This window comes from Arthrobacter pigmenti, from assembly GCF_011927905.1.
Classification (GTDB): domain Bacteria; phylum Actinomycetota; class Actinomycetes; order Actinomycetales; family Micrococcaceae; genus Arthrobacter_D; species Arthrobacter_D pigmenti.
The window spans coordinates 1,375,163-1,396,444 of the sequence record NZ_JAATJL010000001.1 but is presented as its reverse complement, the minus strand read 5'-3'; the positions used below and the strand labels follow the sequence as shown (position 1 = coordinate 1,396,444).

21 protein-coding genes are annotated in these 21,282 nt (G+C 63.2%); 8 read left to right on the top strand and 13 right to left on the bottom strand.

Annotated elements, in window-relative coordinates; all coding sequences use genetic code 11:
• Positions 1-18: 18 nt before the first annotated feature.
• The gene (gene nrdH / locus BJ994_RS06360) at positions 19-264 is read right to left on the bottom strand and encodes a glutaredoxin-like protein NrdH (RefSeq protein WP_167992619.1); all 246 of its coding nucleotides are present in this window, start codon (positions 262-264) and stop codon (positions 19-21) included.
• A gap of 400 nt (positions 265-664) precedes the next feature.
• Here nrdH and BJ994_RS06355 point away from each other — a divergent pair, with 400 nt between their 5' ends.
• The gene (locus tag BJ994_RS06355) at positions 665-1,243 is read left to right on the top strand and encodes a GIY-YIG nuclease family protein (RefSeq protein WP_342450304.1); all 579 of its coding nucleotides are present in this window, start codon (positions 665-667) and stop codon (positions 1,241-1,243) included.
• 26 nt (positions 1,244-1,269) lie between these two features.
• Here the strand turns inward: BJ994_RS06355 and BJ994_RS06350 are convergent, their stop codons facing one another.
• Genes BJ994_RS06350 through BJ994_RS06335 form a run of 4 tightly spaced genes read right to left on the bottom strand, consistent with a single transcriptional unit; the run spans position 1,270 to position 5,924 of the window.
• The gene (locus BJ994_RS06350; protein ID WP_167995892.1) at positions 1,270-2,505 is read right to left on the bottom strand and encodes a class I SAM-dependent methyltransferase; all 1,236 of its coding nucleotides are present in this window, start codon (positions 2,503-2,505) and stop codon (positions 1,270-1,272) included.
• Between the two features lie 58 nt (positions 2,506-2,563).
• Positions 2,564-3,859, bottom strand: a complete 1,296-nt coding sequence (locus tag BJ994_RS06345) for an SAM-dependent methyltransferase (protein ID WP_167992616.1) — start codon at positions 3,857-3,859, stop codon at positions 2,564-2,566.
• Positions 3,856-4,578: a DUF1365 domain-containing protein gene (locus tag BJ994_RS06340; protein ID WP_167992614.1), complete on the bottom strand. Its 723-nt coding sequence runs from the start codon at positions 4,576-4,578 to the stop codon at positions 3,856-3,858. The genes BJ994_RS06345 and BJ994_RS06340 overlap by 4 nt, the downstream gene beginning before the upstream one ends.
• A complete protein-coding gene (locus BJ994_RS06335; protein WP_167992612.1) occupies positions 4,575-5,924 on the bottom strand; it encodes an NAD(P)/FAD-dependent oxidoreductase in 1,350 nt (449 codons plus the stop codon). The genes BJ994_RS06340 and BJ994_RS06335 overlap by 4 nt, the downstream gene beginning before the upstream one ends.
• 153 nt (positions 5,925-6,077) lie before the next feature.
• Between BJ994_RS06335 and BJ994_RS06330 the strand changes: the two genes are divergently transcribed.
• Positions 6,078-7,013: a LysR substrate-binding domain-containing protein gene (locus BJ994_RS06330; RefSeq protein WP_167992609.1), complete on the top strand. Its 936-nt coding sequence runs from the start codon at positions 6,078-6,080 to the stop codon at positions 7,011-7,013.
• A gap of 87 nt (positions 7,014-7,100) precedes the next feature.
• Here the strand turns inward: BJ994_RS06330 and metE are convergent, their stop codons facing one another.
• Together metE and BJ994_RS06320 are read right to left on the bottom strand one after the other, a co-directional pair.
• Positions 7,101-9,428: a 5-methyltetrahydropteroyltriglutamate--homocysteine S-methyltransferase gene (metE, locus tag BJ994_RS06325; protein ID WP_167992607.1), complete on the bottom strand. Its 2,328-nt coding sequence runs from the start codon at positions 9,426-9,428 to the stop codon at positions 7,101-7,103.
• A 36-nt stretch (positions 9,429-9,464) separates the two neighbouring features.
• On the bottom strand, positions 9,465-10,409 hold the full coding sequence (locus BJ994_RS06320; RefSeq protein ID WP_167992604.1) for a methylenetetrahydrofolate reductase: 945 nt from the start codon (positions 10,407-10,409) through the stop codon (positions 9,465-9,467).
• 350 nt (positions 10,410-10,759) lie between these two features.
• On the opposite strand from BJ994_RS06320, the gene BJ994_RS06315 reads away from it, so the two are divergent.
• The 3 genes from BJ994_RS06315 to BJ994_RS06305 are packed head-to-tail and all read left to right on the top strand — an operon-like array spanning position 10,760 to position 13,530.
• On the top strand, positions 10,760-11,845 hold the full coding sequence (locus tag BJ994_RS06315; protein WP_167992602.1) for an aromatic acid exporter family protein: 1,086 nt from the start codon (positions 10,760-10,762) through the stop codon (positions 11,843-11,845).
• A 9-nt stretch (positions 11,846-11,854) separates the two neighbouring features.
• Positions 11,855-12,637 carry an oxygenase MpaB family protein gene (locus BJ994_RS06310; protein WP_167992599.1) on the top strand — a complete coding sequence of 261 codons (783 nt, stop codon included), beginning with the start codon at positions 11,855-11,857 and terminating at the stop codon, positions 12,635-12,637.
• Complete coding sequence (locus BJ994_RS06305; protein ID WP_167992597.1) at positions 12,634-13,530, top strand: DUF817 family protein; 897 nt, start codon at positions 12,634-12,636, stop codon at positions 13,528-13,530. Before BJ994_RS06310 ends, BJ994_RS06305 begins: the two co-directional genes overlap by 4 nt.
• 16 nt (positions 13,531-13,546) lie before the next feature.
• Here the strand turns inward: BJ994_RS06305 and BJ994_RS06300 are convergent, their stop codons facing one another.
• On the bottom strand, positions 13,547-14,656 hold the full coding sequence (locus BJ994_RS06300) for an App1 family protein phosphatidate phosphatase (protein WP_167992594.1): 1,110 nt from the start codon (positions 14,654-14,656) through the stop codon (positions 13,547-13,549).
• Positions 14,657-15,025: 369 nt separating this feature from the next.
• Here BJ994_RS06300 and BJ994_RS06295 point away from each other — a divergent pair, with 369 nt between their 5' ends.
• Positions 15,026-15,973, top strand: a complete 948-nt coding sequence (locus BJ994_RS06295; RefSeq protein ID WP_342450302.1) for a 5'-3' exonuclease — start codon at positions 15,026-15,028, stop codon at positions 15,971-15,973.
• Between the two features lie 4 nt (positions 15,974-15,977).
• Here the strand turns inward: BJ994_RS06295 and BJ994_RS06290 are convergent, their stop codons facing one another.
• Positions 15,978-16,679, bottom strand: coding sequence for a sortase domain-bontaining protein (locus tag BJ994_RS06290; protein WP_167992592.1), 702 nt, complete (start codon positions 16,677-16,679; stop codon positions 15,978-15,980).
• 97 nt (positions 16,680-16,776) lie between these two features.
• Complete coding sequence (locus tag BJ994_RS06285; protein ID WP_167992590.1) at positions 16,777-18,015, bottom strand: hypothetical protein; 1,239 nt, start codon at positions 18,013-18,015, stop codon at positions 16,777-16,779.
• A 224-nt stretch (positions 18,016-18,239) separates the two neighbouring features.
• Between BJ994_RS06285 and BJ994_RS06280 the strand changes: the two genes are divergently transcribed.
• Together BJ994_RS06280 and BJ994_RS06275 are read left to right on the top strand one after the other, a co-directional pair.
• Positions 18,240-18,905: a LuxR C-terminal-related transcriptional regulator gene (locus BJ994_RS06280; protein ID WP_167992587.1), complete on the top strand. Its 666-nt coding sequence runs from the start codon at positions 18,240-18,242 to the stop codon at positions 18,903-18,905.
• Between the two features lie 86 nt (positions 18,906-18,991).
• Positions 18,992-19,393 carry a helix-turn-helix domain containing protein gene (locus BJ994_RS06275; protein WP_167992584.1) on the top strand — a complete coding sequence of 134 codons (402 nt, stop codon included), beginning with the start codon at positions 18,992-18,994 and terminating at the stop codon, positions 19,391-19,393.
• On the opposite strand, the gene BJ994_RS06270 is transcribed toward BJ994_RS06275, so the two are convergent.
• The 3 genes from BJ994_RS06270 to BJ994_RS06260 all read right to left on the bottom strand — a co-directional run bounded on the left by BJ994_RS06270 (position 19,382) and on the right by BJ994_RS06260 (position 21,018).
• Positions 19,382-19,789, bottom strand: a complete 408-nt coding sequence (locus BJ994_RS06270) for a hypothetical protein (protein ID WP_167992582.1) — start codon at positions 19,787-19,789, stop codon at positions 19,382-19,384. The genes BJ994_RS06275 and BJ994_RS06270 overlap by 12 nt on opposite strands.
• Complete coding sequence (locus BJ994_RS06265; RefSeq protein WP_167992580.1) at positions 19,786-19,986, bottom strand: hypothetical protein; 201 nt, start codon at positions 19,984-19,986, stop codon at positions 19,786-19,788. Before BJ994_RS06265 ends, BJ994_RS06270 begins: the two co-directional genes overlap by 4 nt.
• A gap of 774 nt (positions 19,987-20,760) precedes the next feature.
• Positions 20,761-21,018 (bottom strand): hypothetical protein, encoded by a 258-nt coding sequence (locus tag BJ994_RS06260; protein WP_167992577.1) that lies wholly within the window; start codon positions 21,016-21,018, stop codon positions 20,761-20,763.
• Between the last annotated feature and the right edge of the window lie 264 nt (positions 21,019-21,282).

Below are 21,282 nucleotides of genomic sequence, written 5' to 3'. Positions count from 1 at the left end.
GTGTGGCTTCAGTGGGCTCTAGGCGACTGAAGTAACAGCGCCCTGGGCGATCTCGCTGATCTTGTCAGGGCGGAATCCGGACCAGTGGTCCTTGTCAGTGATGACGACGGGAGCCTGCATGTACCCGAGTGAGCGAACCCGCTCCAGCGCCGCCGGATCCTGCGAGATGTCGACGCTCTGGTAGGCGATGCCCTTCTTGTCCAGAGCCCGGTAGGTGGCGTTGCACTGTACGCATGCTGGCTTGGTGTAAACCGTGACGGTCATGTCCCTAACTCCCCTTGTGAAGTGCTGCTATTCGGCCAATGTTGGTGGGCTTCAAGCCGCGCATCTTCCGAAGATTTTCAGGTGATGCGCCAGACTGCCTCGCCAGCAAGTTTTCGATATCTAGATACTACATCTAGTGCAACGCAGTGGCGCCGACCCCAAGATGATGTATTACAAGTATGTCATTTACCTCGCTGTTAGTCCACAGGTAATCCACACCTTCCAGGCCTGCAGAAGCGCTCAAATCCGCGGTTCCACCCATCCCGGTCCACAGCCTGTGGAGCGTTCAGTGCACAGAAACTTTGTGAGCGTGTCGCGCAACTTCGGCGTGTCGCGAGGATGGAGTCCAGCCCGCGGCACCCATTGCGAGGTCCGCCAAGTGTAGGGCAGAATCGAACCTGTGTTCGAACACGATAAGGAGCAGGCCACCTGCGTTATTCCCGACGACGGCGGGCATCCCTGCGGCCGGACAGCGGTCGATTCGCGGTTCGCATTGTGCGCGGCGCATGTCGCCGTCGTCGTTGAATGGGCGGGTGCCGAGGTGGGCACGGCAGACTCACTGCCGTCCGCTTGTCCTGCATGCGGATCGCGGATCGGTGTGCGCTATCCCTCGGCCTGGGTCTGTGGGACCTGCGAGTGGAAGCTGGGCGATGTCCTTGACGAAGGGCTGCCTCCTCCCAGGGTGGATGTGGTCTACTACATCCGCTTCCGGAACCGGATCAAGATCGGCACTACCGCCAACCCTCGCCAGCGGCTCGCCAGGCTGTGGCACGATGACGTACTCGCGTTCGAGCGCGGGGACAGGCTGGTGGAACGACGGCGGCATCAGCAGTTTGCGCAATTGCGGCTGGAACGCTCTGAATGGTTCAGCTCTACGCCGGTCCTTGAAGAGCACATCGCCGAGCTCGCGGCGGGCGTTGACGACCCGTGGGCACGCTACGCCCGCTGGCTCGGCGAAGCCGCCGCACTCCGCGGCTGATCTGGGGAATCGAAGGCCCGGACTGTCTACTCCGGGCGCTGGGCAAGGATCTGGTCAACGCCCATGCGCCCGTCCCGGAAGGTCATCATTCCACCCACCAGGTAGAGCCGCCACACCCGGGCCACTTCCTCGCCCATCATCGTGACGGCCTCATCCCAGTTGGATTCAAAGGTGTCCAACCAGGCGGCGATGGTGCGGACGTAGTGTTCCCGCATAGCCTCGACGCCCCGGATTTCGAACCCGGCTCCTTCGATCAGGTTGACGGTGTCCCCGATCGGGCGCATGTGCATGTCCGGTGCGATGAAGGACTCAATGAACGGTCCCCCGCCGGGATGCCGGCCGGAGCGCGACATCTGCTGGATCAGTACCTTCCCGCCCGGCCTCACGTTCCGGAAAAGCGTGGACGTGTAGACGCCGTAGTTCGACTCCCCCACGTGCTCCCCCATCTCCAGGGACGCGACGGCGTCGTACGGACCGTCTGCCACGTCGCGGTAGTCCTGCAAGCGGATCTCCACACGGTCCTCGAGTCCCCGCTCAGCGATGCGCCGGTCAATGAAGGCCTTCTGCTCCTTCGCGATGGTCACCCCCGTGACCTTCGCGCCGAAATGCTCCGCAGCGTACAGGCTGAGTGAGCCCCAGCCGCAACCCACGTCGAGGAATCGCTGGTTGGACATTGTGTCGAGGCCCACCTTGCGGCACACGAGGTCCAGCTTGTCCCGCTGTGCGTCTTCCAGCGTGTAGTCGGGTGCCTCGGAGCGCCAGTAGGCGCAGGAGTATGCCATGTGGCGGTCCAGGATCAACTGGTAGAAGTCGTTGGAGAGGTCATAGTGGTGGCTGATGGCCTCGCGGTCGCGCAGCAGGCTGTGCAGTTTCCCCGTGATCTTCGCCTGCGATCGCGGGGCGGGAAGGGGTCCGGCCAGGACGCCGAGGTCCCGGGCGAGCTTCCCGAGTTGGAGCAGCAGCTGGGGAGTCAGCTTCGGCATTGAGAGGCCGCGGTTTCCCACCACTGTCCACAGGTGGGTGAGGGCGCCCTCAAGTGAGCCCGGAACGTCGAGTTCTCCCGTGACGTAAGCCTGGGACGCCCCAAGTTCTCCCGGGCTCCAGAGGATGCGTCGCAGTGCGTTGGCGCTGTTCAGCTGGACTTCGGGCGCTCCAGCCGGACCTGCAACGCTCCCGTCCCATGCGCTCAGGCGTACGGGAAGCTCTCCGCCCACTATCGGTTCCAGGATGCGTGCGATGGCCGGCGCCACGTTCCGGTTGATGCCTGCGGACTGCCGGTCCTGCTGCTGTACCTGCTGGGTATTGGTCACTGGGAACTCCTCATGAGGGACGGCGGTCGAAGATCAGCTGTTGGACATCGAGGTAGCCGGCCTGGAAACCGGCGCGCGAGTAGCAAAGGTAGAACAACCACATGCGCTGGAATACCTCGTCGAAACCCAGATCCTCAACCTCCGGGCTGTTGGCCAGGAACCGCTCCTCCCACAGCCGGAGGGTCTGTGCGTAGTGGTCTCCCATCGACAGCCGCTCGCGCACGCGCAGGCTGGTGGAGCGGTCCGTGATGTCCTCGATAGCGCGCACGGAGGGTATGAAACCGCCCGGGAAGATGTACTTGTGGATCCAGGTGTAGGAACGGCGGGTAGCCATCATCCGCTCGTGCGGCATCGTGATTGCCTGGATGGCTACGCGCCCTCCGGGAGCGAGAAGCCGGTCGATCGTCTGGAAGTAGACACCCCAGTACTCGTGCCCGACGGCTTCGATCATCTCCACCGACACGATGGCGTCGTACTCTCCCTCCACCGCCCGGTAGTCCTTCAGTTCCACCCTGACCTGCCCGGAGAACCCGGCCTCTGCGATGCGCTCTTCCGCCAGTTGCTTCTGTTCACTGGACAGGGTCACTGAGACGACGTGCGCTCCGCGGCGGGCTGCCCTGATGGCCAGCTCTCCCCAGCCCGTACCGATCTCGAGCACGCGTGTCCCCGCACCGACCGAAGCCTGATCCAGCAGGCGGTCGATCTTGCGCTGCTGTGCCTCGGCGAAGTCCTGCCACCGGACGTCGAGGAGCCGCGGACCAGAGGCGTCAAACAGGGCGCTTGAATAGGACATGGTGTTGTCCAGGAACAGCGCGAAGAGCTCATTGGAGAGGTCGTAATGCCGTGAGATGTTTGACCGGGTGTTGGCTGTGCTGTTGCGTTCCTTCCGCGGCGGCTTCGGCAGGTAGAGCCCGCGCAGCTTCTGGAGGGGAACGGGAACGAGGTGCGCCGCCTGCGCCGCAAACACCTCCATGACGGATGTGAGGTCCGACGCCGTCCAGTCCTGCGCCATGAATGACTCGCCCAACCCGATGAGCCCGTTGTCTCCCAACCTCGCGAAGAAGTCCCCCTGCCGGTGGATCCGCATTTCAGGGGTGTTGTCTTCCAGGGTGCGGCGGCGCGCGCCGCCCAGCACGGTCCCGTCGTCGTACACCACCCGCAGCGGCAGCCGGTTCACGGCCGCGGTGAAGATCTTCTCGGCGAGCGCCGCGGCTATGCGGGTCCGCGGGCCGGAGGGAACGTATGCGATCCCCGGCCAGATCTGCGGATCGACGTTGGCGCGGGACCGGGTGACGGTGGTGCTCATCTCACTGGCTCCTGTTGTTCATGGTGTTCTCTGGCGTGGACGGGAAGTCGGCGCAGCCAGAGTCTAATTCCCTGCCACCGTATCTGCACGGCCGCCCGGAGCGGCGCCATCGGTATGGCGGCGGTCATGCGGATGATGTTCCACGTTGTGGCGGGCATCCGGCGTCCGGTCATGGTGGCGATGAAGGGCGAGTGGTCCGGCCGGTGGAGGGTGATGGCGATGGCCAGTTGCTCGTCCGGTTGCGGCACGCGCATGTCGTAGGTGCCGGAGACGTCGTTGAAAGGTGATACGTAGAACTCCTTGGCCACCTCGGCGCGGCCGGCGTGGTCAGGCTGGAGGAGGTAGCAGTGCCGCTCACCGTAGGTGTTGTGCACTTCGGCGATGACGACGCTTGGCTCACCGTTTCTGCCGTGGCACCAGAAGAGGGTCAACGGGTTGAAGACGTGGCCGAGCACCCGGGCGCTGCCCAGCATGGTGACGGTGCCGCCGTCGTCGATTCCCTGGGAGGCAAGGAAGGCCAACACATTGGACCGGAGCGACGACGCCGGGTCCCCCAGATGGTCCGCCGCTGAAAATACCGCGAATGGACGCAACCACCGGGGCAACTGCGGCAGCTCGTCGAGGTCCACGAACCAGCTGAAGCTGCGGTACGTGAATTCGTTGCGGAGCGGACTTCGCCGGACGTGGCGGATGCTGGTCGCATAGAGGCTTGGTTTCATACCGGCGAGTCCACGAGGTCACCGTAGTCGGCATCGGCATCGAGGAGCCACGATCCGCCGAGGCGTTCAGCGGCCCGGCGCCCTGAGAGCGCACCATCCTCGTGGAATCCCCACCCATGGTAGGCGCCCGCGAAGGCAACAAGGTCATCGCTCAACTCTGCCAACCTGCCCTGGGCCGCAAACGAGGTGGGTGTGTACTGGGGGTGGTCGTAGGTCATGGTTTCGATCACCTTTGACTGATCGATCCGGTCCTCGCCGAGGCTGACGAGGAACCGCCGACCTGCGCTGGCGTCAAGGCGCTGCAGCCGGCTCAGGTCGTAGGTGACCAGGACGCGGTCGGGCGGCGTGTGGCAGGAGGGCAGGCGGTAGTTCCAGGAGGAGCGTGCGTTTTCGCTGCGCGGCAGCACGGATTCGTCGGTGTGGAAGAGTGCGTGGTTACGCGAATACGGCAGGAAACCGAGGACCGCTTCCTCGAGCGGGGTAGGTTCTCCCAGCATCGCCAGCGCCTGTTCGGGGTGGGCGGCAATCACCGCACCGTCAAAGAGCCGCGATTCACCGTCCGCGGTCACGACGACGCCGTCAGCCACCTTCCGGACGCCCGTCACCGGGGTGCCGAGCAGGACCTCGTCGAGGCTGTCGGTGATCTTCCGCACGTACTCGCCGGACCCCCCTGTCACGGTCCGCCACTGCGGCGAATTCCGGATGGTGAGCATGCCGTGGTGGTCAAGGAAGGTGAACAGGTAACGCGCGGGATACTGAAGCGCTGTCCGCGGGTCACAGGACCAGACCGCCGAGACGACGGGTGTCATGAAGTGGGCGGTGAAGTAGTCGCTGAACTTCCCCCTGCTGAGGAACTCGCCCAGCGTGGCGCCGTCGTCGTCGGCCGTTTCTGTTTCCCGCAGCAGCGCCCGGGCGCTTGCCTGGAAGCGCAGGATCTCCACCAGCATGCGCAGGTAGCGTCCGCGGGTGAAGGACCGCGGCTGCGCGAACACGCCCTGTCCGCCCTTGGCGCCGGCGTACTCCAGCCCGCACCCGTCGCAGCGCACCGACATGGTCATGTCCGATTCCTGCGTTTGGACACCGAGCTCTTCGAACAGGCGCGTGAGGGTGGGATAGGTGCGGTCGTTGTGGACGATGAATCCTGTGTCGACGCCTGTGATGCTGCCGTCCGCGAGTTCCATCGGGTGGGTGTGGGCATGTCCGCCGGCACGGTTGTCCGACTCGTACAGGGTCACCGAGTGGTCACGTTTGAGGATCCAGGCGGCGGTAAGCCCTGCGACACCGCTCCCCACAACCGCGATACGACGCCGTCCGGGAATCTGGGTGTCGTGGGCACTGCCTGTCATCTAAGCTCCTCTTTCGCGGGCAGCAGGAGCCGACGACATGTCGTGCGAAGCTAGCCCTGCTGCTTGAGATAGTTCGGATATTGTTCGGAGACGAAACGAACCCGGATTGGTCAGGTGACTCTTACCGGCCTGGTGCAGTGGAAGGATGGGGACGTGGTCAATCCTGTTCACCTTCGAACGCTGCTTGAAGTCATCCGGCACGGCTCCTTCGCCTCGGCCGCCGCACGCCTGGGATACACGGCGTCAGCTGTGTCGCAGCAGATGTCCGCCCTGGAACGGGATACCGGTGTCACGTTGTTCACGCGGTCCGCACGGAGCGCCGTGCCTACGGAAGCCGCCGTCGTGATGTCCCGGCATGCCACCAAAGTGCTCACGGACATCGATACGCTGATGGCCTCCACGGCCAAAGCCGGGGCTGCGACGTCACAGGAACTGCGGCTTGGGATCTTCCCCAGCCTCGCCACCTTCGCCCTGCCGCGGCTCCTGCGCACGCCACAGTGGCAGCAACTCGGGATCAGCCTGAAGGTCTTCGTCGGGGAACCGGCGCAGACCATCCACGGACTGCGGACGGGCGGGGAACTGGACCTCGCGCTGGTGTTCCAGGTGGGGCAGGGCGGCTTGGCGTGGCCGTCGACCGTGAACCGGCAGTGGATCGGGGACGACAACTTCCGGGTGGTGCTTCCCGCCGCGTGGGGAATCCCCGAAGGCTCGGCCGTATCCGCGGAGCAGCTGGCTGACATGCCCTGGATCATGCATCATCCCGGCACGGCCGATGCCACAGTGATCGAGCGGCTCTTCGCGAGCTGCAACCTGCACCCCCGCATCGCTGCGTACTGCGACGACTTCAACGCCAGCCTGGAGATGAGCGCCGCAGGATTGGGTGCGGCGCTGGTCCCCGAACTGGCGATGCTGCACGCACCGCAGGGCATCGTGGCCCTCGACGTGCCGGAGATCCGCCTCGCCCGCAGTATCTTCGCCCTGCAGATCGCCGGAAAGCAGACCACGCCGGTGCGACTGTTCATGGATCAGCTGGCGGACATCCTGAAGGACCGCAGCATTGCCCCGCGGATCACCCGCCGTCCGGCCTGAGGCCCGTTAAACGACGCTGAGCGCGCAGATCATCACCGCTTCGCCGAAGCGAAAGGTGGTGATCCGCGCACTCAGCGGGCAGCGGAACTAGGAAACCGGCGCCTCAAGCTGCGCACGCACAGCAACTGTGGCGTTCACCAGGTTCCGCAGCGACTCCTCGGTCTCTGCGTAACCGCGGGTCTTCAGGCCGCAGTCCGGGTTGACCCACAGTTGACGGGCCGGTACGTGCTGGACGGCCTTCTCGAGCAGCTCGGAAACCTCGTCCTGACCGGGAACCCGCGGTGAGTGGATGTCGTAGACGCCCGGGCCGACGCCGCGCTTGAAGCCATGGGACTCAAGGTCATGCACAACCTCCATCCGGGACCGGGCAGCCTCGATCGAGGTGACGTCAGCATCCAGGCCGTCGATGGCATCGATGATGGCACCGAACTCGGAGTAGCACAGGTGCGTGTGAATCTGTGTGGAGGGCGCCGCGGATGCGGTGGAGAGCTTGAACGAGTCAACGGACCATACAAGGTACTCGGGCTGGTCCGCCTTCCGCAGCGGCAGCAGCTCGCGCAGAGCCGGCTCATCCACCTGAATAACCTTGATGCCGGCGGCTTCGAGGTCGGAGACCTCGTCGCGGAGGGCGAGCGCAACCTGGTTGGCGGTTTCACCCAACGGAAGGTCGTCACGGACGAAGGACCACGCGAGGATGGTCACCGGCCCTGTCAGCATGCCCTTCACGGGCTTCTCGGTCAGCGACTGAGCGAACTGGGCCCACGGCACCGTGATCGGCGCCGGGCGGCTGACATCACCCCACAGGATTGAGGGGCGGGTGCAGCGCGAACCGTAGGACTGGACCCAACCGTGCACCGTGACGTCGAAGCCATCGAGGTTCTCGGCGAAGTACTGGACCATGTCGTTGCGCTCGGGCTCACCATGAACCAGGACGTCGAAGCCGAGGTCCTCCTGCAGGTCGATGACGCGCTTGATCTCGTCCTTCATCAGCTGCTCGTACTGCTCGGCCGTAAGGTCACCCTTGTTGGCGCGGGCACGGGCCGAGCGCACCTCGGCCGTCTGCGGGAAGGAACCGATCGTGGTGGTCGGCAGTGCCGGCAGCCCGAGAGCCTCGTCCTGTGCAGCAAGCCGTGCGTTGTAGTCTCCACGGGAGAAGTCCGACGACGAGAGCGCGGCGGCGCGGTCCCGGACCTCCTTGCGGTTCACTCCGGCGGCGCCGGCCCGTGAGGACAGGACCTCGGCGGCGGAGGTGATTTCCGCGTCGATCGCACCCGGGTTGCCGATCAGCTTCGAGAGGGTGACAACCTCAACGACCTTCTGTTCCGCGAAGGCGAGCCAGCTGCGGAGCTGGGCATCGAGCTGCTGCTCGTCCTCGACGTCGTGTGGCACGTGCTGCAGCGAGGTGGAGGTGGAAACCGCGAGCGAGCCAACAGTTGCCTCAAGCTCGGTCAGCTTCTGTGCGGCTACGCCGAGATCCGCTTTCCAGATGTTGTGACCGTCAACCACACCTGCAACCAAGGTGGTATTGCCCAGCTTGGCGAGCTCCGAAGCAGTCGGCACGCTGCCCTTGAAGGCGTCGATGTGCAGGGCGTCGATCTCTGTTCCGGCCAGCACGGGCAGCAGCGATCCGAGGGAGCCGTACTGCGTCGTGACCAGGATTGCCGGACGCTTGGAGGTTTCTGTGGCCAGCACCGCGTAGGAACGCTCGACGGCGGCAGCCACCTCCGCCTCGTCGATCGCCTGGTCTGCCACGAGCGAGGGCTCTTCCAGCTGGACCCACTTCACACCCGCATCTGCGAGCTTGCCGAGCAGCTCGACGTAGAGCGGGAGGATGTCCTCGAGGCGGGTCAGCGGGTTGAAGCCGGCCGGCGCCTCGTCGGCGGCCTTGCTGAGCAGCAGGAACGTGACCGGGCCAATCAGGGTGGGACGCACGCTGTACCCGGCCTCGGCGGCCTCAGCGACGTCGCGGAGGATCCAGTCGTTGGCCAGCGAGAGCGCGGTGTCGGGCCCGATTTCTGGAACCAGGTAGTGGTAGTTGGTGTCGAACCACTTCGTCATCTCAAGCGGCTGGCGTTCCTTGTCGCCGCGGGCCAGCGTGAAGTAGGCGTCGAGACCGAGCGAGCCCTCGGCGTCGTACAGGTCCTTGAAACGGTCCGAGACGGCACCGAAGGTGACGGCAGTATCCAGAACCTGGTCATAGAGCGAGAACGACGCCGGGATCGAGTAGTTGCCTGCGTCGAGGCCGAGCGCGGACAGGCGCCCATAGGTTGTTGTGCGCAGCTCGCGGGCGGTCGCTTCAAGTTCAGCGGCGGTTATCCGGCCGGCCCAGTATGCTTCTACCGCTTTCTTCAACTCGCGGCGGCGGCCGATGCGAGGGTAACCGACGATGGTTGCCTTGGGGAATTCAGTGCTCATTTCTTAGTTCCTGTTCTGTTCATTCGTGAGGTTTTATCAAGCGGTGCGGCCGAGCCCGCCCCGGACGGGCGGTCGGCGCAGGTCAAGGTGTTCGAGCACGTCCAGCGCGGCAGCGTGCTCGTTGAAGGTGTAGAGGTGGATGCCGGGGGCACCGGCGTCGAGCGCTGCATTGGCGAGGTCCACCGTGGCCTGCACGCCGATGCGGCGGCGGGCGGCGTCGTCGTCGGCGGCTGCTAGCCGGTCCCGCAGCCGGTGATCCATCTCGAGGCCGGCCAGTTCGCTTGCGCGGTCCAGGCGACGGACGCTGGTGGGTGGCATGAGGCCCGGAATGATAGGGATTTCGACGCCGGCGCGCCTCGCTGCGGCAACCAGGCGCTGGAACTGGTCGGGGAAGAAGAACAACTGGGTGATGGCGAAGTCAGCGCCGGCCGCCTGCTTGGCAAGGAGGGCTTCGACGTCGTGGTCGAAGCTCGGCGACTCGGGGTGCTTCGTGGCATAGGCAGCGACCCCTACGGCGAGACGGCCCGCACACAGGTGCGCCGTCCGTCTGCGTTCGGTTTCGCGCACCAACCGCACGAGGTCGCTGGCATAGGAGAGGTCGCCCGGTGGGAGGGTTGTATCTTTCGGGGCATCGCCGCGCAGCGCGAGGATCCCCCGTATCCCCCGGGTGATGAGTTCGTCGACCAGGTTTTCCAGATTTTCACGGGAGTGGCCCACGCACGTGAGGTGCGCGAGCGGACGGAGCGAGGTTTCCCCCAGCAGCCGGCCGAGGAGTTCGAAGGCGGTATCCCGGTTGGAGCCGGACGCGCCGTAGGTGACTGACACGTAATCGGGGCTGGTCTGCTCGAGCTCGCGGATGGTGCGCCAGAGCGTCTCTGCGGCGTTGGGGGTGCGCGGCGGCCAGAGCTCGTAGGACAGCGCATGGTAGGGCTCAAGCGACGGGGGGCCGACGGAATGTGCGGACTTGGACGGTGGGGACATTCGTATCCTCGGTCGATAGGACATCCGTGCACGCCGCTTCGACGGCGGCTGCACAGGTATGTAATAAGGAAGGGGAACGCAAAAATAGCCCTATCAGCGCGTAATTGCGCCAGGGAACTCCTGCGAAACAAATGTCAGGCCCACATGGGGGCACCCACACTCCCCTTGAGGGGAGTCGCTGACCCGTTACGGAAGTAACTTGGCGCTCACGTTACGGCACTGCCACGCGGCCCATCAAGAATTGTTGCGCCCGTCCGCAACAATTCCGACGCCGACGAACGAGAACACACTGAACTCTCATTTTCGGTTGTAATACTGGGCGGATGCCAAGCATGCTTAGGAGTTCTACCGTGCGCACTCGTGCACAGCACCTCATCACACACGAACGTCTGCTTCTGGCTGTCAAGACGGCCCTTGCGGCCGCCATCGCCTGGTGGATCGCGCTGCGCGTCCCGGGCGTCGCTGCGCAGTACCCGTACTACGCGCCGCTGGGAGCAGTGGCCTGTATGTATCCGACGGTGGCCGGTTCAGCCCGTCAGGGAATGCAGACGCTGCTCGGACTCGCAGTGGGGTTCGCCCTGGCGATTCCGGTCATTCTGCTCTGGAGCGTATCCGTGCTGAGCGTCGCCGTCGTCGTCGGTGTGGGCGTGATTGCAGCCGGACTACCGAAACTCGGTGCGGGCAGGGACTGGATCCCCATCGCCTCCCTCTTTGTCCTGCTCCTCGGCGGCGACGATCCCGAGGCGTACTCTTTCGGCTACCTCATCCAGATGCTGGTGGGTGTGGTTGTGGGCCTTGCGGTCAACATGCTCGTGTTCCCACCCCTGCACCTCAATGGCGCCATCCGCGGTTTGGAGAACTTCCGTGGGATGCTTTCGCGTCAGTTGTCCGACATGGCGACGGCCCTGAACGAGACCTGGCCGCCCGAACACGAGGAGTGGGCACAGCGTGAAAGCCGGCTGACGGAGCTTGGGCAGCAGGTGCGCTCCGCTGTACAGCTTGCGGACTCGAGCAAGCGTGGCAACGTACGACGACGGCGCCACGACCGCGACCTCAACGCCGACTATCATTCGCTTCAGGCGATGGAACGCATCGCTTTCCACCTGCAGGACATGACCGAAGTTCTGGCCGGTGCCATCTGGCGCAGCCCCGAGGCCACTCCCCTGGCACCTGCCCTGGTCAAGCCGCTTGGGGACGCGATGAGCCGCACTGCCAAAGCCATCGAGGACTGGGACCCGGAGGGGCAGGCGATGACGGACGCCGAGGCAACGCTCGAGGAATTGATGCGCAGCATCGACACTGAGGCCAGCGCCCAGAGCCGCGTGCAGGCGACAGCCAGTTTGGGGATGAGCCTGCGCCGCATCCTCCTCACGGTGCGGGCCGAATCGGGCAGGGCCGGCGAAGCCGCTCACAGCGCGTCCAAGTCCAACCAGTAGGGTGAGGTGATGGTTCGGGGACTCGCCGATATCGGCGCAGAGGGGGTGCTGCTCGCGGGTGCGGGCCGCGCAATACTGCTGCAGTTGGCGAACCCAGCTATCGGCCGCGGCATTGCAGCCCACAGCGACTTCGCCGCTCGTCCACTGGACCGGCTGCGCGGCACCATGACCTACGTGTACGCCGTCGTGTACGGAACCGATGCCCAGCGGGCCGAAGTCCGGAGGCGGGTGAATCGGGCGCATGCTCCGGTGCGAACCGCAGCCACCGCCAGCACCCCTGGCTACAGTGCCTACGACCCGGACCTGCAGCTCTGGGTGGTTGCCACACTGTATGACACTGCTGTCACCGTGCATGAACGGGTATACGGTCCCCTCGATGAGGACGCCGCGGACCGCGTCTATTCCGACTACGCGGCCATCGGCACCGCCCTGCAGTTGCCTGCGGACCAGTGGCCACCGGACCGGTCCGCATTCGAGGACTACTTTGAGGCGGGCCTTACCCGGCTGAGCGTGGACCCGGCCGCGCGGAAACTGGCGCAGGACCTGCTTTACCCCGAGAACGGGCCGGGCTGGTTGCGCTTCAGCATGCCGTTGGCCCGTTTCCTCACCGCCGGGCTCCTGCCCCCTCGTGTACGGGAAGAGTTCCGGCTCGAATGGAGTAACCGCCGCGAGCGGCGCTTCGAAGTCCTGATGCGAATGACCGCCGTCGTCTACCCGCGGCTGCCGGAACGGATGCGGCACGGCTTCAGGAACTACTGCCTCACCCAGTTGGACGCCAAGGCGACGGCGTGAAGAAGTTCACCGCCCTCGAGCAGGGGATCGATGACTGGGCGCACGGGTTCCTGGACCGCGCCCCGGCCAACGGCGGCCGCGCCAGGCTCGCGGAGTTCCTCGTCTTCGGACTCAAGCAGGGCTGGGCCTGCATCTTCGGAGCCGCGCTCCTCATCGTAATTGTGGGTGCGCGGCTCTGGTACCCGGCGGACGCGGTGCTCGCCCGCAACGACTTCCTGACCATCGCCGCGATCATCATCCAGGTTTTGATGATCACCACCAGGCTGGAGACGGCCCGCGAGCTACGCGTCATCATCCTGTTTCACCTTGTCGGGACCGTCATGGAACTCTTCAAGACAGACGTGGGGTCCTGGTCCTACGAGGCGGACGGCGTTCTGCGCCTGGGAGCCGTGCCCCTATTCAGCGGTTTCATGTACGCGGCGGTGGGTTCTTATATGGTGCGCGTGTACCGGCTGTTCGACCTGAAGTTCGCCCGGTATCCACGCCGCTGGATCACTGCGGTCGTTGCGGCCGCCATCTACACGAACTTCTTCACCCACCACTTCATCTTCGACGCCCGTTGGATCCTGCTCGCCGCGGTGTTGGTCATCTACGGTCCGTGCATCATGCACTTCCGCGTGTTCCGCAGGCACTATCGAATGCCGCTGATCCTGGCCTTCCTGCTTGTTGCCGCCTTCATCTGGCTGGCAGAGAACATCGGAACCTTGTCCGGTGCCTGGCTGTACCCGGATCAGGTGGACGGCTGGCATCCCGTCTCACCGGACAAGCTGGGTTCGTGGTTCCTGCTCATGATCACTTCCGTGGTGCTCGTGGCCTGGGTCTACAAACCCCTGCCGCCTGTTGCCCCCGCGAAGGCAGCGAAGGCAAGCGACGGCGTCGTCCGGTCACCCTGAGCCCTATTCGGCTACCTTAGGCTTCGTCTTCGGGATCAATGCGCACAACGTCCTCCACGATGCCCAGGGCGCTCAGCTGCTCCGACATCCCGGCTCCATCCCGCGCGTAGATCCATGGAACCCCGGGCGTGGACTCCGTCGGGTGTGACTTCGACCGTCCACCGGCGAGAACCGCCTCACCGGCCGAAAGCTGGCGGATCGCGATCGCCGCGACGTTGTCCGGGTGATTACTGGCGAACTCGGCGTAGATCGCTTCATCATGCTGGCCGTCGTCGCCGATCAGGAGCCATTTGACCTCGGGGAACTCCTTCGCCAGCCGCTCCAGCGATGAGCGTTTGTGCTCCTGCCCGCTACGGAACCACCTGTCACGGGTAGGCCCCCAGTCCGTCAGCAGTTTGGGTCCGGCCGGGTACAGGTTCCGGGACAGGAAGCGGGTCAGCGCAGGGGCTACATTCCAGGCGCCGGTGGACAGATACAGGACCGGTGCATCTGGGTTCTTGCGGACAATCCGCTCCATCAGGACCGACATCCCCGGAGTGGGTGTGCGGGCATGTTCGTCCAGCACGAAGGTGTTCCAGGCGGCGAGGAACGGCCGCGGGAGCGCGGTGACCATGACGGTGTCATCAATGTCGGACACAACACCGAAGGTCACATTGTCCTCGACGACGCGGACCGGTGCGTCCGCCACCACGGAGTCGCCCGACCGCAGGCGGACGTTGTGCCACCCGGGCTCCAGATCGGCTTCAATGTGGACGTCTATCACTCCGCCGCGATCAGCATGCACGACGGCGCTGGAGCCGTTAAATTCCAGCGTCACCTCCGCATAGCGGACCGGAGCGCTGGTGAAGTTCCGCCAGCCCCGCAGCCCTTCCTTCAGCGGCTTCATCATTTCCTTGCCGGCTATCGGCTTCAAGTCGCGGGGGTTGGACAGCACCACGCGGCCGAGGACCCGGATCCACTGGGTGGTTCCGTAGCCGGTGTAGGGGATGATCGTTTCGACACGTCCGCGGTGCTCGGCCACGCGGGTTTGGAGTGAATGCCAGGTATCGCCGATCAGAAGGCCGAGGTGGGTGCGTTCCCGCACACCTTCCTTGGGAGACGGGGCGGGTGAGCTTTCGGTTGCCATGCAAATAGTCTTTCACGGCCGGGTATCGCCGCCGGCACGTGGGCTCTCCCGCTTGTTCGAATGGGGAATCAGGCGTAAGCGCCGGCAGGCTCCGCGGACGGCTTCCAGACGGTCACAGTCTTGTGGCCCGGATTAAGGAAGGCGTGGTTCTGCGAGGTGACCGTTTCAGCGGTTTTGCTCTCCACAATCCAGGTCCTCTGGCAGTGGCGGCACCGCATCATTCCACTCATGATTTCCCCAACATTCGTTTAGGTGTGAGTTGCCCGATCACTAGTTTGTACCGAAATGCTCGAAGGTTCAAGAGTTTTTTTCAATCGAGTGGATAAATTGAGGTGCGACGCTTCGCGCCTGTCATGGCAGGATCTAGGTGTGGCCGACCGATTGATGCTTCTGGATACTCCCTCCCTCTACTTCCGCGCGTTCTACGGGCTGCCGGACAGCCTGAAGGCGCCAGACGGTACGCCCGTGAACGCTGCGCGCGGCCTGCTCGACATGATCGCCCGCCTCGTCACCGACTACGAACCAACGCACCTGGTGGCTTGCTGGGACAACAATTGGCGGCCGGGGTGGCGCGTCGACCTGATTCCCAGTTACAAGGAGCACCGCGTCGCGAAAGTCGTGGATGGCGGCGTCGACGTGGAGGAGACCCCGCCCGGGCTGATCAGTCAGCTCCCACTGATCCGGGAAGTGCTGGCCGCCCTCAGGATCCCGGTGATCGGCGCTGCCGACCACGAGGCCGACGACGTCATCGGCAGCCTCGCGAGCCAGGCGGAAATTCCCGTTGACATAGTCACCGGAGACAGGGACCTCTTCCAACTGGTCGATGATGACAGTGGCGTGCGCGTGCTCTACACGGCACGCGGGATGAGCAAGCTTGAGTCAGTGACGGATGTGACGGTCGTTGGGAAGTACGGTGTTCTGCCCGGACAGTATGCGGATTTCGCTGCACTGCGGGGTGATACGTCCGACGGGCTGCCCGGCGTCTCCGGAATTGGCGAGAAGACTGCGGCAAGCCTGCTGAAGGAGTTTGTTGACCTGGACGGGATCATCGAGGCAAGTGTTGATGAGTCCGCGTCCATGTCCGCGTCCATCCGGCAGAAGCTCAGCGCAGCGGCGGACTACCTCGCTGTGGCCCCCGTCGTCGTCGGGGTCGTAAGGGACCTGGACCTTGGGCCCTTCGAGTCCCGCATCCAACCCCTTGATGCGTCCGCTCACGGCGAGCTTAAGCGGCTAGCCGTCGAGTGGAACCTCGGCGGCGCGGCTGACCGTGTCCTGAAGGCCTACGGGAACGATCCAAAGGAAGCGCCCTCTACCTGAGCGTTCATTGGCTCGGCATCGCCGTGACAACAATGTTCCGACCCCATAGATCCTCGGTGTAGCAGCTGATCAGGACCAGCCGATGCGGTGAGATCGCCCAGATGTCGCTGGTGCGCAGTGTGTCCTTGTCATGGGTGGTGACCGAATCCACCGTGTATTCAACCGTCCCGGCCTCAGTGCGCACAGTGATGGTGTCACCGACGGCCGCCTGCGTGCTCAAACTGTTCATCGGCGCAGCCTGATCATCCCAGCTGTGCCCGGTGAGGTAGGTGGTGTCGTCCGAGCCCTCCCCCGGCGCACCGAACGGTGTGAGCCAATAGAGGTCCTTGGTGAGCGGAGGGACAAGCGACTGGCTCTCGACCTCGGCCGGTGTTGGAGTCAGGGGCGTGATGGCCATGTCGATTCCTGCTGCCGGGTAGGTCAACCAGGTCGGTGCGCTCGCCGGCGCCTCGGTGTCCGGCTGGTCGGAGGATACGGCTGTCGGCGTGGCTGATGGCGCGGGAGCCTGCGCCGCAAGGCCAGGCTCGCCAGATTGCTCGCTCGCCTCAAGTGAGGCGACGCCGGTTGGATCGTCTGGTGATAGTGCGTCCGCAGCGCGTTCGGTTGGCAGTCCGAGGAACAGCACCGAAAGGCTGAGCGCCGCCACCAGGAAGGCAACGACGACGACAATCACCCGCGCGCCCTTCCGCGCGGAAATTCTACTCACTATGGTGTCTTCCTGATCCATGCGTGCCTCTTCGCTGGTCGATCCGCAAAACAAAAGGAGGGTGCGGGCGCAGGTTACTGCGTCCGCACCCCACCCGTTATGCCTGGTTGGAGGACTTCCGGGAGTGCAGCCGGAGTGCTGCAGCCGTCAGTAGGACTCCGACGCCGGCTACGCCTGCAAGCCCGGCGAGGTTTGCAGGCTCAGCGGTTGTGGAAGCAGCCGCCGTCTGGATGTTCATCCCGCGGTTGCTTGACCGGTAGGTTCCGCCCGCAGCGGTGGCTTTGTCATCGTCATCATCGTAGGAGGACCCTCCGCCACCGGCTCCACCTCCATCGTGGTCATCGTCATCGTCATCGTCATCCGATCCGTTCACGTTGACATCAGAGCCGTCTACGTTGACATCGACGATGATGTCAATATCGATGCCGGCGTCCGCTCCGCTGCACGCAGCGATCGCCGCGGCGAAGAGTGCTTCGAGTTCGGCGTCGTCAACGTCGATGTCCCCGACGATGATCCGAAGGTCATCCAGCAGGCCTAGTGCGATGTCCAGGTCCAGCTGTGCTGCAAGGATCTCGTCGAGGTTGAGGTTCAGAGCGGCGTCCAAAGCAGCCTGGAGATCCAGGATGTCGAGCTCGAGCTGGGCCAAAACGTCCAAGGCGGCATCGAGATCAAGCAGCGCCTGCAGCTCGTCAGCGGTCAACAGCGCGCTGAGGTCTGCTGCGAGGATGGCGTCCAGATCACCGCCCTGCAGGAGCGAAACCACGGCTTGAATGTCGAGGACCTCGCCTTCTGCCTCGTCAAGGAGATCAAGTGCTAGGTCGAGCTGAGTTTCAAGTGCAAGCAGATCAGGGTCTCCGGGGAGTATCCCAAGATCAAGGAGGGCTTGGATTTGCGCTTCCAGTCCGTCCACGAGCCCTTCCGCATCTTCCCGGTCGGAAATTGCAGCGTCGAGATCAATCAAGAGATCCGCCAGCAATCCGTCAAGGATCACCTGAACATCGGCTTCCAGGTCATCGACAGTCAGCTGCGCGTCCGCGAGAAGCTGCAACGCGGCATCAAGGTTGGCCCGTGCCTCCTCTACTGCAAGGTCAACTTCCAGCTCAAGCCCGTCCAGCACGGCCTGTGCATCCAGAACCGCCTGGAGCGCTATGCCAAGCTGTGCGACAACTTCAGCGCTCAGGTCAGCGTCGGCAAGTGCGGCCTCGAACTGTGCCTGCGCTGAGAGGCATTCAGGCGAATCGACGTCCGCCTGTGCCGGGGCAGCGGCCAGGAAAAAGCTCCCTGACGTAAGCGCGGCCGTGGCACCGACAGCGAGCAATCTTTTGCGAGTATTCATGTCCAACTCCACCTCATAAAAAGACCCTGGTCCCCCAGGGGGTGCGCAGTTCCCTAGTATGTTGCGCCTCCTGTAGCCCATGTCACACGGCCGATCGGACTCTTGGAAGGCCCGATGGGTCCGTGAATGGTGATCCTTTCGTTACAAAGCATGCTTACAAAGTCCTGTAGATTGGCTGAAAGTCACTGGGGGGTGACCAATGAGGCATATGGGGGCACATCGCCGTGAATCTTAATAGCTCGGACGCGAGCCGATTGACTGTCCATGTTGCTGGCGGGGACTACCTGAGCGGGCTCGGGCTGGTTCAATTGCTCAGCACGTCCACCTTCGTCGAGCTGACCGGCTACAGCAGCCGCGGCCGCGACGCGGTGGCCAGCGCGCGCGAAGAGAGTCCGGACATTCTTCTTCTCGACTCGCAAATCACTGACCACGGGGCACTAGAGGCCATTCCGGAGATTCGACGGGTTGCCCCGTCCGTCAAGGTTGTCGTGTTGGCGCCGCGCTCGGACCGAACGGTCGAGCAGATGGAAGCCGCGCTCCTGGCCGGCGCATGCAGCTTCCTGGTCCGGGACTTCACTCTGGAGGACATTGCGGCCGCGTTGCGTATCGCCCACCGTGGCGGCTTCGTCGCGGGAGTATTTCCCCGCCGGAGGGAGGCAGAAGCCGCTAGCGGGGCCGATTCCGCCGTGCTGGCCCGGCTACAGCTGCTCAATACCCGGGACCAGCGTATTGTGCGGGCGATTGCGAAGGGCCGGACGAATGCCCAGATCTCGCGCGAAGTGCATCTGAGCGAGACCGCCATCAAAGCCAGGCTCACTCGAGTGATGCACCAGCTTGGTGTCGAGAACCGGGTACAGCTCGCCGTCGCCGCTGTCCAGGCCGGTATTTAGACCGGCCAAAAGCACTCCGGTTCCTTGAACCGGGGTGCTTTTGTTTGGGTGGGGGTCCTACATGCCTATTTTAAAAGGACAACAGTTTGTCTCTGTCGAGACTACGAAAATTCATTGAACGTGTGCGGGAAAATCCAGGCACTGGGCGGATCGAGACACCCATTCCGCTTCGCTTTAGTAGGATCACTGCCGAGCAGTCCACGCACCTCATAGCTGAGTACCAAGAAGGGGTGCCGGTCCAGGTGCTTGCAGGGAAGTATCGGATCCACCGCGGCAGCGCCAGTCAGCATCTGCGAGACAAAGGTATCCCGGTGCGGCAACGCGGGATGCCGGAAGGTCTGGTCGAAGAAGATATCCGACTCTACGAGCAAGGCTGTTCGCTGGAGGCAATTGGCCGACACATGGATGTCAGCGCCAACACGGTGCGCAAGCGGCTGATTGAAGCCGGGGTGAAGATGAGAAGTTCGTATGATCATCTACTGTCGTAGTTGACTCTGCGCCCAAGTGTTCAGCCCAGCGGCCGTCTGTGTGATGCAGACATCCAGTTTCGCAGCGAGATCCCCTGCAGCCAGGCCGTTGTAGCAGAGCGGCACCAAGCTGCCGATGAGATCATCTTCATCGACTTGCGAGAGATTGATACGTCGGTCCGGACCATAATGCATGAGTGTGTTGCGAAACGGCTTAGCCGATGGATCGACATTCATCTGCGCCTCGGTGGTATCTACAATGCCAGCTATAGCCGCGAGGGATTCAGCACTCAAGTCAGAGGATCGTTCGGCCCGCAGCATCTGAAGACTGCGCAGCACTTGGTAGACCGTGAGGAAGCGGATCTTGAAAAGGCTGTATTCCAGGCTTGATGGCACGAGCACATCAACGAAGTTCAACTGGCCTGAAAGACCGCAATCATGGCGTTGATACCCGGCGTTGCCTCACCATTGAAGACTTGCTGGTAGTAGGGTTCGCTGTGGACGTCATCGCCCAGTTCTCCGAACTGCGACACATCAACTTCATCCAGGAACCAGCTTGCCTTGGCGTCGAGCGTGGCGCCAAGTGCACCGAAATACTGACCGTATTCCGTCATGATTCGAACAATCTCGGGACCTGCGTCCTCGTTAAACATCGTCTGCGGATCAAGCCTCAGACCGAAAGTCGCCGCATGTGTCGTTGACACAAGCCGACCCGCATAACGGTAGAAGCCGAGATCCGTCTCCCAGCGACGCGCAAGCGGCAACTAAGTATTGCCGAGAGACCGCCGGGCATGCGCAGGAAAAATCTCGTCCTCGAAGTAGTCAATCTGGCCGTCGATGCCCCGACGAGTATCTTCGAAGAACTTCAAACTATGCCGTGACCGGGCAGTCACACTTTTTGCTACCGGGACAAGGGCGCGAAAAGTTGGGGCGCCACTTCAGGCAGGCGCGCATAACCTTCATGCACGAAAAGTGAGAAATACCTACCGAGGCAAAACGAAACCACAGGAGCAATCCCAGCCAGCTCCGGCCGGCGAAACGCACTAATGACACGCCCGACAAACTCGGCGTCCGCCCGCATTGCATGATCGATGACTGTTGCGCGTCTATTCATTCATAGTTTCCTTTCTAGGTCTTACGCATCGTGCAGCATGAACCCTGCGCTTCGCCATAGCCGCTATGGCCGCTATGGCCGAGGCCGACCAAAGTAGAGGTTAAATGCGGAGTTCGCTTACTGACTGCATTCGCGGCAATAGTGACGCTCATCCTGTCCTTCTTTTATCACGAGCATGATTTCGCGCTTAGCCAAAGAATGCTTCTTATTGCTCCTGCATGAGTGCTGCTTGCCAGACTCGCGCACCGACATGCTTTTTAAGAGTGACTTCTGACTACCCATTGAAGTACTCAGCTTCCACTTGCTCGATTAGCTTATTCAGACCGGAGATCAAGATATCCAGATCGTGATTGGAGAGTTCCGCACGCTTCGTTGCGCCACTTGGGGATGCGCCCTTGATCTTCTTATCGATCGCTCCCTTGAGGACCTCAAAATTGTTCTTGCCGCGTCGCGCCTTGTCGAGCTCGTGTCCTGGATAGGGAAGTTTGTGAGAAGAGAGCACCCGGCGCGCGGAAACGACAATTACTCGCATTAAATAGCCTCGAAAGCGTAGCGGGTCAAGTCTCGATTATGATCAGCACAACCAGTGACCAAATAGCGACTTTCGATATCTGGGCTACTAAAGACGGGAACGGCAATGTCGATTCAGAGCGGAACCCAACGTCCCCCGAACAACCAATCATTGAACCACCGAACTGCGCGCTGCGGTGTTGCGGTGTTGCGGTGTTGCGTAAGTGTGAACGGAGTGTAACTTTTCTGCGAACAGTGGTCGACGTCCGCGAATAATGCGTTTAGT